The organism is Sporosarcina sp. QA0331, from assembly GCF_055808055.1.
Window position 1 is genome coordinate 3,369,056 of sequence record NZ_CM147850.1, and the last position, 16,144, is coordinate 3,385,199.

Annotated in this window: 13 protein-coding genes; 5 read left to right on the forward strand and 8 right to left on the reverse strand. The window is 42.5% G+C overall.

The genetic code is table 11. The annotated features are described in order from the left end of the window. Positions 1-311: 311 nt before the first annotated feature. Positions 312-1,946, forward strand: coding sequence for a hypothetical protein (locus tag AC0L13_RS17060; protein ID WP_473641714.1), 1,635 nt, complete (start codon positions 312-314; stop codon positions 1,944-1,946). A 195-nt stretch (positions 1,947-2,141) separates the two neighbouring features. Here AC0L13_RS17060 and AC0L13_RS17065 read toward each other — a convergent pair whose 3' ends face one another. Then, complete coding sequence (locus AC0L13_RS17065; protein ID WP_473641716.1) at positions 2,142-2,549, reverse strand: Lrp/AsnC family transcriptional regulator; 408 nt, start codon at positions 2,547-2,549, stop codon at positions 2,142-2,144. Positions 2,550-2,667: 118 nt separating this feature from the next. On the opposite strand from AC0L13_RS17065, the gene AC0L13_RS17070 reads away from it, so the two are divergent. Further along, on the forward strand, positions 2,668-3,429 hold the full coding sequence (locus AC0L13_RS17070; RefSeq protein ID WP_473641718.1) for an MBL fold metallo-hydrolase: 762 nt from the start codon (positions 2,668-2,670) through the stop codon (positions 3,427-3,429). Between the two features lie 166 nt (positions 3,430-3,595). Here the strand turns inward: AC0L13_RS17070 and AC0L13_RS17075 are convergent, their stop codons facing one another. Then, positions 3,596-4,840, reverse strand: a complete 1,245-nt coding sequence (locus AC0L13_RS17075) for a mechanosensitive ion channel family protein (protein ID WP_473641720.1) — start codon at positions 4,838-4,840, stop codon at positions 3,596-3,598. 209 nt (positions 4,841-5,049) lie between these two features. Between AC0L13_RS17075 and AC0L13_RS17080 the strand changes: the two genes are divergently transcribed. Beyond that, positions 5,050-5,892 (forward strand): LVIVD repeat-containing protein, encoded by an 843-nt coding sequence (locus AC0L13_RS17080; RefSeq protein WP_473641722.1) that lies wholly within the window; start codon positions 5,050-5,052, stop codon positions 5,890-5,892. A 44-nt stretch (positions 5,893-5,936) separates the two neighbouring features. After that, complete coding sequence (locus AC0L13_RS17085; RefSeq protein WP_473641724.1) at positions 5,937-7,196, forward strand: YheC/YheD family protein; 1,260 nt, start codon at positions 5,937-5,939, stop codon at positions 7,194-7,196. Between the two features lie 332 nt (positions 7,197-7,528). Here AC0L13_RS17085 and AC0L13_RS17090 read toward each other — a convergent pair whose 3' ends face one another. Then, positions 7,529-8,032 (reverse strand): hypothetical protein, encoded by a 504-nt coding sequence (locus AC0L13_RS17090; RefSeq protein ID WP_473641726.1) that lies wholly within the window; start codon positions 8,030-8,032, stop codon positions 7,529-7,531. 1 nt (position 8,033) lies between these two features. After that, positions 8,034-8,237, reverse strand: a complete 204-nt coding sequence (locus AC0L13_RS17095) for a helix-turn-helix transcriptional regulator (protein WP_440501801.1) — start codon at positions 8,235-8,237, stop codon at positions 8,034-8,036. Positions 8,238-8,439: 202 nt separating this feature from the next. On the opposite strand from AC0L13_RS17095, the gene AC0L13_RS17100 reads away from it, so the two are divergent. After that, complete coding sequence (locus AC0L13_RS17100) at positions 8,440-10,146, forward strand: transglutaminase domain-containing protein (RefSeq protein WP_473641729.1); 1,707 nt, start codon at positions 8,440-8,442, stop codon at positions 10,144-10,146. Positions 10,147-10,231: 85 nt separating this feature from the next. Here the strand turns inward: AC0L13_RS17100 and AC0L13_RS17105 are convergent, their stop codons facing one another. The 4 genes from AC0L13_RS17105 to AC0L13_RS17120 form a co-directional block, all read right to left on the reverse strand. Further along, complete coding sequence (locus AC0L13_RS17105) at positions 10,232-11,644, reverse strand: YfcC family protein (RefSeq protein WP_473641731.1); 1,413 nt, start codon at positions 11,642-11,644, stop codon at positions 10,232-10,234. Between the two features lie 430 nt (positions 11,645-12,074). Then, positions 12,075-13,172, reverse strand: coding sequence for a flavin monoamine oxidase family protein (locus tag AC0L13_RS17110; RefSeq protein WP_473641733.1), 1,098 nt, complete (start codon positions 13,170-13,172; stop codon positions 12,075-12,077). A 79-nt stretch (positions 13,173-13,251) separates the two neighbouring features. Then, positions 13,252-14,577, reverse strand: a complete 1,326-nt coding sequence (locus tag AC0L13_RS17115; protein WP_473641736.1) for an MFS transporter — start codon at positions 14,575-14,577, stop codon at positions 13,252-13,254. Between the two features lie 101 nt (positions 14,578-14,678). Further along, positions 14,679-16,070: an aminotransferase-like domain-containing protein gene (locus tag AC0L13_RS17120; protein WP_473641738.1), complete on the reverse strand. Its 1,392-nt coding sequence runs from the start codon at positions 16,068-16,070 to the stop codon at positions 14,679-14,681. Positions 16,071-16,144: the final 74 nt, after the last annotated feature.

Consider the following 16,144-nt stretch of genomic DNA (forward strand, 5'->3'; position numbering starts at 1 on the left):
ATTAGATTCCATCCTCTTTTTAGTCCTTTCACACGCATTTATATTATTACAAAGGTTAATATTTCCATGAATACTTGTTATTTGGTTGTCACACCACTGTTATTTTCTTTTGTTATTGTTAGTCATGTGCAGACGGGACACTGCTACACTATTCGATTGGAAGTTTTGAGAGAATAGTAAAAAACAGTCCTTATACTCTTTACTTGAGAAGGAGGCGGATGTACATAACGACTTGATAGAAAGAGTGTTATTTCGCTTCATTATCTGGTAGGCAAGTCAAAAAAATTAAAGAAAAGGGAGTTTGATCATTCTTGGTTAAAGAAACGAATCGTAATGAGAAGAACACGAAAAAGAAGATTTTACCGTTTGTCATGTCGACTTCAATGCTAACTGCTGCTATTTTTGGAGCAGGCGGCTCAGCTTTAGCGGCTGAAAATGGTGAAAAAGAGTTTAAAAACCATGGTGAAAAGGTTTCCTATTACGCAACAAGCATTCCGGGATCACCTGAAAAAGGACAATTCATGCGTACGATCGCCAATAAAAACTTGGTGGCTGCAGAACCGGATGAAGATGATTCTACAGATGAAGATGATACAACAGATACACCTAATAACGATGACGAAGCTACAGACGTACCTGTAGATGAAGATGAAGCTGTGGATGCTCCGGCTGACGAAGAGGAAGCTGTAGAGGCTCCAGCTGATGAAGACGAGGCTGCGGACACTCCAGTTGACGAAGAGGAAACTGTAGATACTCCAGCTGAAGATGAAGAAACTGTTGAGCTACCAGCTGATGAAGATGAGGCTACTGAGACTCCAGTTGACGAAGACGAAACTGTTGAGCTACCAGCTAATGAAGATGAAGCTACGGATGCTCCAGTTGACGAAGAGGAAGTTGTAGAGACTCCGGCTGATGAAGACGAAGCTACGGATGCTCCAGTTGGCGAAGAGGAAAATGTAGAGGCTCCGGCTGACGAAGAGGAAGCGACGGATGTTCCTGTTAACGAAGAGGAAAATGTAGAGGCTCCGGCTGAGGAAGAGGAAGCGACGGATGTTCCTGTTAACGAAGAGGAAAATGCTGAGCTACCAGCTGACGAAGATGAAGCTACTGAAGCTCCAGTTGGCGAAGACGAAACTGTTGAGCTGCCAGCGAACGAAGACGAAGCTATCGATGCTCCGGCTGAAGAGGAAGAAACTGTTGACGTTCCAGCTGATGAAGCTGTAGATACTCCAGTTGAAGATGAAGAAGCTACAGAGGTACCTGTAGAAGATGATGCTAATGAAACAGAAAAGCCAGCTGACGAAAATATCAATGAAGATACTACGTCAACTGACCAATCAACCGATTCTATTATAACAGACGAGCAATTAAATGAGTATAAATCAATCTTACAAAAATATGTAAGTTTGATCGACTACTATACTCTAGCTATTCAAGATCATCTCGGAATCGTCTTAACAGGTGAGGAAGCAGAAGAAGCACCTGCTGAAGAGGAAGAAGCTACAGATGTACCTGTAGATGAAGAAGAAGCTACGGATGCACCAGCTGACGAAGAGGAAGCTACGGATGCGCCAGTAGATGAAGAAGAAGCTACCGATGCGCCAGCTGACGAAGAAGAAGCTACCGATGCGCCAGCTGACGAAGAAGAAGCTACCGATGCGCCAGTAGACGAAGAAGAAGCTACCGATGCGCCAGTAGACGAAGAAGAAGCTACGGATGCTCCGGCTGACGAAGAAGAAGCTACCGATGCTCCGGCTGACGAAGAAAATGCAACAGAAGTACCTGCTGACGGTGAAGAAGTAGCGGAAGAGCCTGCTACTGACGAAGAAGCTGCTGAAGAAACAGTTACTGAAGATGTTCAAACAACAGTTTGGGACAAACTTGTTGGATACTACAACCAAGTTGTCACAGCTTACAACTCATTCTTCGGATTGCTTAAAAAATAAGATTGCAACAAACTAAAACTGAATAATCAATGCATCCCATACTAACAGGGAATGTCATCATTCCCTGCCTAAACCGTATGCCCCACGGTGAAATTAAAACAATTTCATAAAGCCCTTGCGAACTCTGGTTGGAGTTTTCAAGGGCTTTATTCTTTAATAAACGATCCATTCCATGATAGGAGTCGACTTCTTTATTCAACTAATAACAATCGATAATTTATAACTTACATAATTGCTCATATCCGTCAAAAACTCATCAAGAATTTCATTGGAGGGAAACTTGCATTCAAGAATGTAACAGCTTTCCCCACTGACTTTGTAATTATGTGAGACATATTGTTTTTGTCGATCGATGAACGATAGATACGGTCGATGATCCGTACTTTTCGTAAATACCTGGATAATCGCGTGAACAGAATTCCCCATTTTTGATTGGTTCACCGTGATACTATACCCCTCAATCACCCCATTAACCTCCAACTTCGCAACTCTCGTGGAAGCTGCCTGCCCCGTTAAGTGTACTTTCTCACCTAACTCCTTCATTGTGATGCGACTGTTCTTGGAGAGTTCATCGATGATCCGCCTATCCGTGTTATCTAACATTTTCTCAAATCCTTTCAATAATCAAGTGAAACTGCATATAGACTTGATTTTATCTATGTAAGTCAATCGTGGTCTTCGGATAAACTGTATGTACATTAACGAAAAGGAGCGAATGGACATGAAGATACAACAAATTCGAAATGCTACATTGGTCGTCCAATATGCAAACAAGAAGTTTTTAATAGATCCATTTTTAGGTGAGAAAGGCGCTTATCCACCTTTCCCTAATTCACTTAGGCAGGATCAAAATAACCCACTGACAAGCTTGCCAATGTCCATTGACGAAATTATTACGAATGTAGATGCTGTCATTGTAACTCATCTCCACTTGGATCACTATGATGAAGCAGCCAAAGAAGCATTGCCTAAAGATATAAAAATGTTTGTACAAAATGTAGAAGACGCCGAAGTCATTACAAATGATGGTTTTCAAAATGTAGAAGTTTTACAAGAGGATACTGTCTTTGAAGGCATCCAATTCATTAAAACAAAAGGTGAGCATGGCAGAGGAGAAATCCTTCAACTTGCCGGACTCGTTTGTGGTGTCGTCTTTAAACATCCAAGCGAGAAAACGCTATATGTCGCAGGAGATACAGTTTGGTATGAAGCTGTTCAAGAAGTAATCGACACGCATAAACCGGAAGTCATTGTGGTGAATGCCGGGGATAATCAATTCCTCCAAGGCGGATCCCTCGTCATGGGGAAAGACGATGTGTATGAAGTATATAACGCTGCCCCTCATGCCAAAATCATTGCAAGCCATATGGAAGCAGTCAACCATTGGACATTATCAAGAGAAGAATTACGAAGCTTTACAAACGAAAAAGGAATCTCTTCTAATGTATTAGTGCCAGAAGACGGCGAATCATACACATTTTAATGCGGTGCCTGTGCACCAAACATTTATGACAATTCAATGTCTCTTATAATAATGAGCAAAAGAGCCGACCAAGTATTGATTTGGTCGGCTTCTTCATTTATCTTATGCAATTGTAGTGTATTATCTGGATTGTTCATTGCACAGGCACCCAAACAATTCAAACGATTCATTCACTCGGTTCTCTTTGGGCCAATGCTTTAAAATCACTTCCTGCTGGGTTTTGGAATACGCGGAGTCCAAATTCCCCTGCAATGGCAAATAAATGATCAAAAATGTCCGCTTGGACGCCCTCATAGATAGTCCATTGTGTACTATTCGCAAATGCATAAATTTCAATCGGCAATCCATTCTCACCGGGCTCTAATTGTCTTACCATTAACGTCATTTCTTGGTGGATGCCGGGATGGTGTTTAAGGTATTCAATAATGTAAGCTCGGAAGACTCCGATATTCGTCATCGCCCTACCGTTTACGATATTGCTTCGGTCGATCTTATTTGCAATATTGTACTCCTGAATTTCCTGTTCACGACTAACAATATAATCTGAAAGATAGCGGATCTGTTTAAAATGCTCAATCATTTCATCTGTGCAAAACGTAATACTTGTCATATCGATATGCAAAGCGCGCTTAATGCGCCTCCCGCCAGATTCCTGCATCCCGCGCCAGTTGATGAATGAATCCGATATGAGCGCATAACTCGGAATCATCGTCACCGTCTTATCAAAGTTTCGCACCATCACCGTATTTAAGGAAATATCGATAATATCCCCATTCGCACCGTACTTCGACATCTCGATCCAGTCGCCCATGCGAACCATCTCAGTTGCTGATAACTGGACACCCGCCACGAGCCCTAATAATGAATCCTTAAACACTAACATGAACACCGCTGAAAGGGCCCCGATTCCACTAAGCAAGATAAGCGGACTTTTCCCCATTAAATTGGCAATGACCAAAACGATACCTACGATGATGACAACTATTTTAGCAACTTGTATATACCCTTTAATCGGTTTCGTTTTTGATATTTCATACGTCTGATAAATATCATTGAACACACTTAATAATCGGTTGATGACACTGAATGCCACTATCATCATATACGTCAGCGCCAACGTTTCGATCGCCGCGCGATACGTAGGAAGGCTGGCAGCAAAGGAATAAATAATGATCGCCGGTACAAAATGGGACAATCTCCGGAGCACTTTCCTCTCCAACAGAATATTACCCCACTTAATTTTGTGCTTTCTCACAATGTGTGCGATAAATCGGATAATCACTTTTTTTGTAATAAAGTTCGCAATAATACATAGGAGTGTGATTACAGTTATCAGGATGACAAATGACAGCGTGTCAACCAAAGCGTCATCCACACCGTAACCTAAAAGCCGGTTACGAATAAAGTTCATTTATCTCTCCCCTTTACGTAATCTGCTTCTCATTATAACAGAACCAGGAAGGCATCTCTTTCCTCAGCCATTTGAATTCATTTCCAGCACCCAGAAGCAAGATAAATCGAATGGTAGCAAGGCCTTTAACTAAACCTCTTATATTGGTCTATGCATACATTAGCTCGAACACATACCATACTCTATACCTGAGAAGGGAGGGATAATAGATGGGTATACGAGCAAGATTTCTTTATGTATCTAATAGCGGTAGTAACACAGTAGAAATTTATGATATTACTCGACCTACAGCTCCGGTACGTGTAGGAGAGTTTAATGCAGGAAATTTAGAAGGCCCTCTAGGAATGGCTATAACAGCTTCCACTCTATATGTAGCGAACAGAGACGATAGTACGGTAGAAATTTACGACATTTCCACACCTACTGCTCCGGTACGTGTAGGAGAGTTTGGGAATGGAGAGTTAGTTGGACCTGACGGATTTGCAATAACAGGTTCCACACTGTATGTATCAAATTTCGACGATAATACGGTGGAAATTTACAACATTTCTACACCTGCTGCTCCGGTACATATAGGACAGTTTGGGGAAGGAGATTTAAATAATCCTACTAGAATGGCAATAACCGGTACTACTCTTTATGTAGCGAATAATGAATTTAATAATGTCGAAGTTTATGACATTTCTGCGCCTGCTGCTCCGGTACGTGTAGGACAATTTAACGGTGGAAATTTAACTTTTCCTGTTGGATTAGCAATAACAGGTACAACACTTTATGTAGCTAACTTTGGGTTTTTATCAATCAATAACAATGTAGAGATTTATAATATTTCCACGCCTACGGCACCGGTGCGTATAGGGCAGTTCGGCGACGGAGATTTAGTCGAACCTACCGGGTTGGAAATAACAGGTACTACTCTTTATGTAGCCAATTTCGGCAGCAACACAGTAGAGATTTATGATATTTCTTCACCTACAACCCCAGTGCATATAGGGCAATTTAATGCGGGTAATTTAGAAAATCCTGCTGGATTCGCTATCTATAAATGGTAACTAGAAGTTAACTGAAGTCTCTTTTACTACAAGGGGATAGAATGTTGAAAAGCAGTAGAGGACGATTAAATCTATATAAAATCTTATATTCAAATGAATACTTACGTAAGTATCTAATCGAAACAGAATTATTCTCGGAGGCCTCTTTTCTAAAACTCTCGGAAAAGTATAACGCGCTCGTGATCAAGCCTGTTTTTGGTACTAAGGAAATCAGTATCTCTCGAGTAAATAATAAATTTAAAGTAATTAGTTCTACGAAAGTACCCACACTTATTTGTAAAGAAGAGATTTATCCTTATCTTTCACATCATGAAATAAAACAAAAATATTATATAGTACAGGCTAAAATTCTAGATTCTATTTTCCAAATTTTTATTACTGTTCATAGGGAATCCGCTTTTTCTAACTGGGAGTATAGATCTACAGCACATAAATACAGTCCTGTTTCGGAGAATTCGATTCCTATACGTCTTCTTCGTAAGATACAGTGTTTATCGATCTTAGCAGCAAAAAAACTCGGAGATTGTTTTTCAGAATGCAACACAATTGTAATTGATATTTTGTATGATCTGAAGGGAAATATGTGGATTCAAGATACAAACCTGCATTTTTCGAACAGTAAGTGGGACCAGCATCAAATACTCACTAAAGCAAAGTTAGAGATTGCTACATTTGTTCCGGATACCGATTTACTAACGCAAACAACTTTTTTTGATTTTCTTCAAAAATATAAGCAAGTAATCATTAAACCATGTGTCGGTCAACAAGGTTTTGGAATTGCACAAGTTTCTTCAAATGATCACTCTTCTTATGAAATTCATTTAGAAGGTAGAAAATATACTAAATCCACTTTTGAAGAAGCTTATGATTTTGTTCATAAAATATATCTAATCAAAGAAAGTTATCTTATTCAACAAAAAATACCACTCATAACAATTAATGATTGCCCAATAGACGTAAGAGTGATGGCACAGAAGATCCATTCAACTTGGAAAGTAACAGGACGAGCAATTAAAGTTGCTCACAAAGGATTTTTCGTTACTAATTTTGCTCAGAAAGTGTTGCCATTTGGCGAGGCTTTTAAGACTTCAACTTTTCCATCCGTAACTACTAATAGGCTTGAAGAAAAAATAGATGAAATTTGTATTTTAGCCGCAAAACAGCTGGAACATTCCTACCCACACATAGATATAATCGGTTTCGATATTGGTATAACTAACAAGGGAGACATATGGATTATTGAAGGCAACTATGTTCCTGACCTTTCTATACTTTCAATGCTGAAAGATAAAAGTATAGAATGATCCTTGCTTAACTTTCATGTAACTTGGGGTCTGATTAGTTCTAGTGCAAATTCAACTATTTCTAAATAAATACGGGAACAAGCTGATCAAACCTTGAGTTGATCAGCTTCTTTTTTTCACATTATGCAATTGTAATGGCTGCGCTGCATAGGCACTTATTTTTTATAGTACTCGAATATACAAGATCCATTCTGGGTGATCAGACAACTATTAATCTTTACCTTCTGAAGCTCCGAACTTGCAAGGTAGCGACATCCAATCTTGTGTCATCCGAATAAGGATATAACTCCATAAACCCCTTTTCTTTAAACATGCATCCACTTCTCCCCTAGTCATTCAGTATCCTCTTTCATATACCGCCTCATTGACCGGTAATAAATAAAATATTGTCCAATGGCGAGTAAGAGCAAAATGTTCAGCATTCCGACCTTCCCAATCGGTAAAATCAAAAAGATGGTTGCCAAGAACGGAAGGCCGACTGTGAAATAAGAATAGACTTTCTGTGTCGCACGTCTTGTCACTTCCTCAAACAACTCGTCATCTTCCATATATTCCTGCGGCTTTAATGTCATGAATTTCAGCTGATGACTCGGATTCCGCTTATTATGATGATGAATTTTCCATCTAAATATAAGTAAATACATAACTAAGACGATGAGCCAAGCGAGAAGGCACCAAAAGCCAAGGCCATCTAAATTGAACTGAAATAGAAAGCTTTCCGTACCATTTGAGTATTCAAAGTCCGACATGAATCCAATTATCGACGTGAGAGCGATTAGCAATAAAATACACCCCATTTGCCATATCGGATACGTATACCTCATATCGCCTTTCATTTCATTCCTCCCCTTCCAACCAAAATACTTCATTAAGATCACATTGGAATGCTTGCGCAATTTTCAATGCCAACGTAACAGATGGTGAAAACTCCCCTTTTTCAATAAAGCCGATCGTCTGCCTTGTGACACCTACCATTTTGGCGAGATCACTTTGTGTAAACTCTTGACGGGCACGCAGCTCACGAACCTTGTTTTTCAGCATGTAAACTCCTCCTATATTAAATGTATAGTATTCTTAACATCATGTAAAGTATTATTAACATTACGTTATGTATAATTAACAAAATAAATTAACTCTTGGTGAAATCCAGTACTTAATACTTCATTCGACAGGCTTAGGATTTAGTTTTGAAAACTTGTTATAGTATAGTTATCAAAAAAATTCCAGGGGGAATGCGTCGTCTATGAAAAAAATACATATACCGATTGTTTCGTTGCTATGCCTGCTTTTAGTAAGCGCATGCACGGATAAGTCTGACGCTATAAAAGAACCGCAGCCAACTCCCGAGCAAAAGCAGGAGCAGAAGGTTGATTATGAAGCGGCAGTGGAAAAGAAAAACGCTGAACTTGAAATGACTCCATTGGAGTTAACAGCCTATAGCGAAGAAGTGGGAGCTACGTTACTAGAACCGACCCACACAAACTTTGCGGTGAATGAATTCGTCACAGTGGAAGGAACGGTTGAAAATCAGGACCAATTACAAGAAAAGTATGTATGGATCAAAATCAGGTTTGATGGAGAAGCGCTTTCCGACGACTCGATGGAATATTATGCGCCTATCCAAGATGGGAAATTCAAAAAAGACGTCAGGCTGTTTAATGGAGAGGGAGAATACCAAGTTACTGTTATGCTCCCAAGCAAGGATCGGAAAAATTACTATTATGACCTTGCAAAATTCACTGTCTTTAACGTCAACCCTGCGATGCAGCGAGATCTTACGTATACCCCTTTTGCCCAGGATGCCGGATTATCACTTGAGGCCCCTGCTAGCGGTTATGTGAATGAAAACGAAGTCTTCACATTGAAAGGGAAAATCTCTTCCATCAAAGGGACAAACGAGCAGCTGATGCTCGAGCTCAAAAAGGACGGTGAAACGTGGAAGCACGTGCTTCCAGTTAAAGATGGGAAATTCGCATATGACGTTCCTTTATTTTACGGAAAAGGCGTCCATCAGCTAAAAGTCTATGTTCCTGACGAGGAAAGAGACAATTATTTTCAAGAAGGAACGATCCTATACATCGACAACGAATCTGACCTTGTCACTGAACCGATCAATTACATGACGACCTATAACGAACGCGGCGTCAATCTCACCTACCCGACAGCCGGCGGTGAAGAAACCAACTTAACGTATCGCATAAAAGGCACGATTGACAAAGACGCCCCATTCGCAAAAGAGACGACACATCTTTATATTGCGACAAAAAAAGATGACGATAAGGCATTAGCCGTCATTCCTGTTGTCGATTACCAATTCGATGACGAATTCTACTTGCGCTTCGGACCGGGTACATATGACGTAACCGTTAGTGTTCCGGAAATAAAAGAGAAAAATAGTTCCAAGTTTTATTATTATGACGTAGCTAAATTCACAGTCGAAAGCACTGGCACGGAGGACTTACGAGATTTATTGCCATCACGCGGGGTTCAATCCGATGCCCCTGATATTATCGCGATTGCGGAAGGCCTTATAACCGATGATATGTCAGACCGCGAGAAAGCGAAGGCCATTTATGAATTTACGGCAAAGTCAATCGCGTATGACGTGGAAAAACAGAAAAACAGTGAATTTGAGTGGGATGATAGCGCATTAAAAGTACTAGAGCTTGAAAAAGGAATTTGCCAGGACTACACGTATCTCGCCCTCGCCTTGCTCCGCGCATCCGGCATGGAAGCAAGATATGTAGCAGGCACTGCCGGATCCGGCTTCAACTGGTCCCGCCACGCATGGGTGGAAGTGAAGGTGGACGGCGAATGGCTCACAATGGACCCGACATGGGGCGCCGGCTATATACAAGACGGTGAATTCGTAGCGAACTACACAGAAGATTATTTCGAACCGGATGAAGAAGCATTCAAGACGCATTCTCGAAGTGGCGTTGAGTATTAAAATAGTAGGCAGTGTCTAAAGCAATAAAAAATCCCGAACCTTTACTAACGAAGGTTCGGGATGATTTTTTTCTAATCAAATGCGCTCAGCCTGTATATTGAATCATCTGAGCAATCACTAATGTGACAACCCCAATTGCTGAAAACACAAGGAATAGCGGCATATAGAAACGAATCCATTTTTGCCAAGAAACGCCGGCGATCACGAGTGCAGCCATAAAGTAACCAGAAGTCGGGAATAGAATATGGGCAAAGCCGTCCCCGAACTGGAACGCAAGTACAGCTGTCTGTCTTGTTACGCCGATCATGTCTGAAAGTGGCCCCATGATTGGCATCGTGACTAAGGCTTGTCCACTTCCGGACGGGATAATGAAATTAATCGTCAGCTGTACTAGATACATACCTACCGCACCGAGGACAGATGGCATTTCGCCGACCAAAGAACCTAGGCTGTGAACGATGGAATCCATAATTTGTCCGTCTTCCAGCACAACAGCGACAGAACGGGCAAGTCCAATAATAATGGCTCCCATGAGCACATCACGGAATCCTTCCGTAAATGCGTTAGAAATTTGAGTTGCGTTCAGACCGGCAATTAGGCCGACGACAATCCCCATAAAGATAAATAGGCCTGCCATCTCTACCATGAACCAACCGTGCTGAAGCACACCATATACTAATATTCCAAGGAAGATGAAAGCCGCAACTGAAGCATATTTTTGTCTTGTGTTCATGCTTTTCGCATCAATTTTATCTTTCTGCTTGTAAAGTTTCCTTTTCTCTTGGTCATCTTCATACACATAACTGTGCAAAGGATCCTTTTGTACCTTTTTTGCATAGCGCATGATGAAGAATATCCCCACCGATATACAAACAATAAATAGAGCTACACGCAACGGCAAACCTGAAAACACCGGGACACCTACAATTTTTTGCGACAATCCTACGTTAATCGGGTTTAACACTCCAGTAGTAAACCCGACAACCGTACCGACTAGCGCAATGGATGCAGCTACAATGGAATCGTACCCTAAAGCAATGATTAAAGGCATAATAACGGGAATATAAACGAGCGATAGTTCAGGGGTTCCGATTAATGTCGCCCCAATCGCAAATACTGTTGTTAAAATCGGGATTAGCAAAATACTGTTTTTCGCAAAACGGTTTGCCAGCCTGTCCACAACAACTTCAATGATTCCAGTTGTTTTCAGCACCGCAAACATACCGCCGATAATAAATGTGAAAAATACAATCTCTCCCGCGTCAATCAATCCACGCGGAATAACAGTAAGAAAATCAGCTATGCCAATTGGGGAAGCTTCCACTTCTGTAAATGAGTTCGGGTCAATCGCTGTTCTTCCGTCAGGACCTGGCACACGCTCAAACTGCCCTGCTGGAATAAAGTACGTCGAAATAGCTGCCAGAGCACTGAATATAAATAGGATGACATAAATATGGGGGAGTTGAAACTTCTTCTTCACTCTCTTTTCCTTTTCCATTTGAACCTCCATTAAGTAAATTTATACAGACGAATGGATCGATTGTTTTTTTATCAACAATTTTTAAAACATCAGTCTGAGTTATTCTCGCTTGCAGTCGTTAACTATGCTTATTATACAAGCTTACTGCGCTTAAGTCGTTAGACCTTCTAGCCAATTAAATTTAGTTGCATTGTTAAGAAAATACAATGAAAAAACACAATCTGTTAACATTGCACAACTAATTGTGCATTAAATTCATTTTTTAATGATAATTCCGAGTATAACAGTTGTGCAAAGTGCCTGTTCAGCACGCATTTATGACAATTCAATGTTTTTTATATAAATGCAAAAAGAAGCTGATCGAATGTTGAGTTGATCAGCTTCTTCATTTTACTTATGCAATTGTAGTGCATTGTCTGAACAGTGTGCTGCACAGGCACCCACACAATTACTCATCACCGAGAATTTCAACAACAGCGTTCTCAGCTGCCCGCAGTGCGCCTTCCAAATGTCCTCCGAATTGCGGATCTGCTTCGGTTCCGGCAAAAGCAATGTTTTTTCTCCAATCCCCTGCCGCCGGGGGTCGACCGTATCGCGGGAAGTCCCGAAGTGGGAGCCAGTCTTCCTCAACAGCTGTTTCAGCTTCCACCGCCCAGTCCTTATAAAGGATAGCACTTACATTATGAGCCTCGGATCCAAAAAGCCTCACCAATTGCTCAATCGCCAATTGACAAATCTCATCCTTCCCAAGTTCTTGACGGACCTGCGCCGGGATTCCAACGAACCCAAATAATGCACCCGAACCCGTTTCAGGAGAAGCATCATGAATCTCTTGCAGAGGTCCGACCCAGCTTGAGACGAATCCTGAAAGTCCGGCCTCCCTCCAAAAAGGGCGGTCATAAATCGCGACTACCTTGGCATGCCCAGCCATCCAAGTAGGTTTGTTCAGAAGATCAGTCATCAGATTCGGAGGGAGGGACGGCGTAAATTCAATATGGCGTCCGATAATTCGTGGCGGCAATGCCATGATGACTGCATGCGCAGGGATGTTTATTGGTTCCCCATCTGCACTGATAGCTTCAACCGTAACATCCCCATTTTCCTCCCGCCTCACTGCCGTCACTCTCATACCGAGCTCAATCACATCTTCAGGGATTGTGTCTGCTATCGCATCAACAAGCGTCTGCACCCCTCCTCTGAACCGGACTGACCTTGCGTTTTGATTTCCCGGCAGTACGTAACGCTTCGGTGATTCGTTCGGAGACCGTTCTGCAAGCATGGCCCCTTCTGTATATTGTTCCAATGTCGCGATATTCAACTCTTTTACGATGCCGTCAATTGTTTGTTCATACTGCGGCCAATACCATGTTGGCCCAAGATCAAATTCGCCTAAGTCTGGCCGATTCGGGGCAAATGAACTTAAAACCCTGCCGCCAATCCGTTCTCTAGCTTCGAGAAGCCTGCATGTAATGCCTCGCTCTGCTAGGAGAGAGGCAGCCCAAAGGCCACTTACCCCAGCTCCGACAATGACTATCGGGTTTTTCATATATACCTTCCTCTTTCTAACGATGAATTTACTACATGCGCCAATCTTTTCAGCTCATTTGGGATCCTCACTATGATAGTTAGTTTTCGGTCGCTTGGATGCGACTCGGCTCCTTCTGCTTGCCGATACGAGCCCAAATAATAATAGGGATCAATAGTAAGGAGAACATTCCTCCGGCGATCGAAAGGATTCCATAACTGAAATGTGCGACAACCAAACCGGATAATCCTCCACCTATCGCTCCGGACAATGCAATTCCTACGTCAACAGAACCTTGTGTCTTCGCCCGAGTGGCTGTCGATGTGGCGTCCACAATAATCGCCGTTCCGCTGATCAATCCAAAGTTCCAGCCAAGCCCAAGTAATACAAGTGCCGTCACAAGTGCAAACATTGAATCGGCTGGTCCGATTGCCGCTATGATGCCCGTCAAAAGCAATGTGACGGCAGAAGCGATCGCCATTACACCACGTCCGATTTTATCGACAAGATAGCCCGTCACTAACGAAGGTAAAAACATAGCTCCAATATGGAAGCCGATAACAATTCCTACCGCTTGTAAACTGTGGCCGTAATGCCCCATATGAATCGGAGTCATCGTCATGATCGCTGTCATCACGAATTGAGTAATGATCATTACTGTAGCTCCTGCAATAACACCCCGTTTGTTCATTGAGAACGGAACAGAATCCCCTCCTGCCTGCAACTTGCTGTTTGCGCTTTCGGCAGCAATAGCCTTCGCGACAAGTAAAGGATCCGGACGGAGTAAAATTAGGAGAACCAAGCCGGCAAGTATATAAGCGGTCGCAGCTAATAGAAACGGCCCCGCCAAGGATGGGATTCCAATGGATGTAGCAACCCCACCCATTACTCCTACGAGGTTCGGTCCGGCAACAGCACCGAATGTGGTAGAAACCATGGCCATACTGACGGCCTTTGCCCTTTGCGTCGAGCTGGCCAAGTCAGCTCCCGCATATCTTGCTTGCAAGTTCGTCGCTGATCCGGCACCGTATATAAGCAATGAACCAAATAGAAGGAAAATGTTATTTGTTATCGCTGCGAGAACGACTCCAATCGCCCCGAGTCCACCGACCAAAAATCCTGCGGCTAGTCCGGAACGACGTCCGTACCGTTGAGAGAGACGACCTACGAGCAGCGCAGCCCCAGCTGAACCTAGCGTGAATAACATTGTAGGGATTCCCGTTACACTGTCCGCACCTAACATATCACGTGCTAGAAGTGCCCCTACCGTAATACCGGCAGCAAGTCCTGCCCCTCCAAAGATTTGGGAAATGATGACAACGATTAACGTTCTTTTATATAATTGCTGTTGTTTTTCCGGGGAACCGACATAGCTTTGTACCAAAGCCGATTGGGCATCCCTCTTTTTCATACGATTACTCGCCATGCGCTAGCCCGCCTTTCTGAAAGATTCATTCTTTTATAGATTTCAACTATCGTATCATGAGTAAAAAAGCCATACAATATTTTAATTGTATGGCGTACAATTTATAATGAAACTTCAGTCAGCAAACGCTTCAGGATTTTTAATCCTTTTTCAAATTCCTCAATGGTTTCAGTTGCACAAACAGCAATCCTTACCGCCCGTTCCGGACAGCTGTTTCCAACGACAAAACGTTCAGCTGCATACACTTGCACCCCATGCCTGGCAGCTAACGTTTCAAATTCTGCACCTGTAATGTTGCTTGGCAACAACAGCCAGCGAAAGATGCCTGTCTCCTCGCCTAAGCATGTGAAATCCGCCAAATATTGATCGACGACTTGATTTCTCTGAACGGCTTGCTCTCGATGCCCCTCAATCAATGCTTCGAATTGATTGGAAACGATCAGGCGTGCGCTCAGCTCCGCCAATAATGGAGACACCGATATATTCATATTGTACAAAGCTCTAGCGATTCGCTCCTTGAATCGCATCGGTACAGCGATATAAGCGAGCCGCAGTCCCGGTGCGATTGATTTCGACAAACTCGCAATATGGATGACTTGTTCCAGGGCAAAAGATGCAATCGCAGGGAACGGCTTTTCATTATGAAGATGATAGGTTGCATCCTCAATAATGAACAAATCATGTGTCTTGGCAATTTCCGCAATCGCTTTTCGATTTCTAACAGACAACCGCGTAGTTGTCGGATTATGATAATCAGGGATCAAGTAGATGCCGCTAATATTATCATTTTTACACACTTCTTTTAATGCACTCGGACTCATTTCACCGTTCTCCGGCCTGATCGGCACTAACTGGACATGCAGCATCGCCGCTGCCGTTTTCAAGCCTGGATATGTATGTTGATCGACACCAATGCGATCCCCCGGCTTACATAGACTCGCCAACGTAGCAGCAATTGCATTTTGGCCTCCCGTTGCAAACAAGATATGATCAATCGTTGTTTCAAATCCCCCTCTTCGGATCAACTTGACTGCAGCATCTTTTTGCCAAACGCTTCCCCCTGCCCGACCGTAGCCAAACCATTTTTCATACTCTGATTCTTGCAGCATATTTTTCAGTTGAAGCAAAAGCGGCTCAAAAGACGCTTGGTCCGGCAAAGTGGCTCCCATCTCGATCAGATGCTCCGGCTTTGAGTCTTCCAGCAAGTACGCATTCGACATAGCATCGTACGATACATAGGTACCACTTCCAACAGAGGCGCTTATCAACCCATTGAGCACACATACTTTAAATGCCTTTGAGACGGTACTCAAATTGACTTCCAAATAATCCGCCAGTTCCCGCTGTGGAGGAAGTTTTGTACCGGGCAATAAAACCCCATTTACGATATCCTGCTTTAGCTGATCTGCAAGTACTTGATACATCGGCTTTTTTGTTTTATCTATAGAAGGCTTCCAGCTCATCGGATAATCTTCAAAAGAATTCGTCGGCATTTTTTCTTCACCCTTTTTCTACGATACTCTAACATTGTCCTGTTTATTCTTGGCTCCATTATCGCACTAACCTG